The following is a 1,846-nucleotide window of genomic DNA, read 5'->3' on the forward strand; positions in this document are numbered from 1 at the left end:
ATGAGTTATCCGGTATTAGCCCCGGTTTCCCGGAGTTATCCCAGTCTTACAGGCAGGTTACCCACGTGTTACTCACCCGTCCGCCGCTGATTGATGGGAGCAAGCTCCCATCAATCCGCTCGACTTGCATGTATTAGGCACGCCGCCAGCGTTCGTCCTGAGCCAGGATCAAACTCTCCGATAAAAGTTTGAATAGCTCTTTAAAAATAAATCTAGAATTAACGTTGACGTATTGTCTTGTTTTGTTCAGTTTTCAAGGTTCAATGTGTAAGTGCTTCTGTTTGAAGCGACTAGATAATCATATCATTTTCACCCAAACAGTGTCAATGATTTTTTTGAAAATATTATTGGTGGAGCCTAGCGGGATCGAACCGCTGACCTCCTGCGTGCAAAGCAGGCGCTCTCCCAGCTGAGCTAAGGCCCCATAAAAAGTGGTCGGGAAGACAGGATTCGAACCTGCGACCCCTTGGTCCCAAACCAAGTGCTCTACCAAGCTGAGCTACTTCCCGATCTATATGGCGCGCCCGAGAGGAGTCGAACCCCTAACCTTTTGATCCGTAGTCAAACGCTCTATCCAATTGAGCTACGGGCGCTAAATGATTCTATAATGACAGTTATTTGCTGTCGCATGTTATGGAAGATTATTTTGCTCACGCGAATCAATGAAGATTATTTTGCTGCCGCAAAAAATCTTGGTGCCGAGGACCGGAATCGAACCGGTACGGTAGTCACCTACCGCAGGATTTTAAGTCCTGTGCGTCTGCCAGTTCCGCCACCCCGGCAAAATTTTCTGGAGCGGAAGACGGGATTCGAACCCGCGACCCCCACCTTGGCAAGGTGGTGTTCTACCACTGAACTACTTCCGCCAAATATAATGGTGCGGGTGAAGGGACTTGAACCCCCACGCCTTGCGGCGCCAGATCCTAAGTCTGGTGCGTCTGCCAATTCCGCCACACCCGCATGGTGTTTTGCTGTCACAAAAACGATAAAATATATTGATTATGCAAAAATCAATGGTGAGCCATGAAGGACTCGAACCTTCGACCCTCTGATTAAAAGTCAGATGCTCTACCAACTGAGCTAATGGCTCTCAATAAAATGAGACAAAATAAAAAAACCAATGGTGCCGGCAAGAGGACTTGAACCCCCAACCTACTGATTACAAGTCAGTTGCTCTACCAGTTGAGCTACACCGGCATATTCACTTTCATATGAAGTCTTAATGGAAAGTTACTTCACAGAAGCAGTTCAAGGAAAGATATTTTGCTGGCGCAAATATCATTGGTGGAGGATGACGGGATCGAACCGCCGACCCTCTGCTTGTAAGGCAGATGCTCTCCCAGCTGAGCTAATCCTCCGTAATATATATATCGCCTGGCGACGTCCTACTCTCACAGGGGGAGATCCCCCAACTACCATCGGCGCTGAAGAGCTTAACTTCCGTGTTCGGCATGGGAACGGGTGTGACCTCTTCGCCATTGTCACCAGACGAATATTTAATTGAAGGATTGTTCCTTCAAAACTAGATAAAGAATTGATGTCAAGAAAGCCGAATACCGACCAATTATTGTTCATTTAAAAATGACTCTTTGTGGTTAAGTCCTCGATCGATTAGTATCAGTCAACTCCACATGTCGCCATGCTTCCATCTCTGACCTATCTACCTAGTCATCTTCTAGGGATCTTACTCACATACGTGATGGGAAATCTCATCTCGAGGGGGGCTTCATGCTTAGATGCTTTCAGCACTTATCCCTTCCGCACATAGCTACCCAGCGATGCCTTTGGCAAGACAACTGGTACACCAGCGGTGCGTCCATCCCGGTCCTCTCGTACTAAGGACAGC

At 47.6% G+C, this 1,846-nt stretch carries 9 tRNA genes and 3 rRNA genes; all 12 read right to left on the reverse strand.

The features are described 5' to 3' along the window. Nucleotides 1-184, reverse strand: a 16S ribosomal RNA gene (locus F0342_RS24475); the annotation flags it as partial. A gap of 164 nt (nucleotides 185-348) precedes the next feature. Next, nucleotides 349-424, reverse strand: a tRNA-Ala gene (locus F0342_RS24480). An 8-nt stretch (nucleotides 425-432) separates the two neighbouring features. Beyond that, nucleotides 433-509 (reverse strand) — tRNA-Pro (locus tag F0342_RS24485). A 7-nt stretch (nucleotides 510-516) separates the two neighbouring features. Continuing rightward, nucleotides 517-593 (reverse strand) — tRNA-Arg (locus F0342_RS24490). 100 nt (nucleotides 594-693) lie between these two features. Further along, a tRNA-Leu gene (locus F0342_RS24495) sits at nucleotides 694-782 on the reverse strand. A 9-nt stretch (nucleotides 783-791) separates the two neighbouring features. Beyond that, nucleotides 792-866 (reverse strand) — tRNA-Gly (locus F0342_RS24500). Nucleotides 867-875: 9 nt separating this feature from the next. Further along, a tRNA-Leu gene (locus F0342_RS24505) sits at nucleotides 876-960 on the reverse strand. Between the two features lie 54 nt (nucleotides 961-1,014). Beyond that, nucleotides 1,015-1,090 (reverse strand) — tRNA-Lys (locus tag F0342_RS24510). 31 nt (nucleotides 1,091-1,121) lie between these two features. Further along, nucleotides 1,122-1,197 (reverse strand) — tRNA-Thr (locus F0342_RS24515). 85 nt (nucleotides 1,198-1,282) lie between these two features. Then, nucleotides 1,283-1,358, reverse strand: a tRNA-Val gene (locus F0342_RS24520). Between the two features lie 14 nt (nucleotides 1,359-1,372). Next, a 5S ribosomal RNA gene (gene rrf, locus F0342_RS24525) occupies nucleotides 1,373-1,489 on the reverse strand. A gap of 102 nt (nucleotides 1,490-1,591) precedes the next feature. After that, nucleotides 1,592-1,846 (reverse strand): 23S ribosomal RNA (locus F0342_RS24530); the annotation flags it as partial.

Origin of the sequence: Bacillus sp. CH30_1T (genome assembly GCF_008364765.1) — a bacterium.
Lineage (GTDB): Bacteria > Bacillota > Bacilli > Bacillales > Bacillaceae_B > Rossellomorea.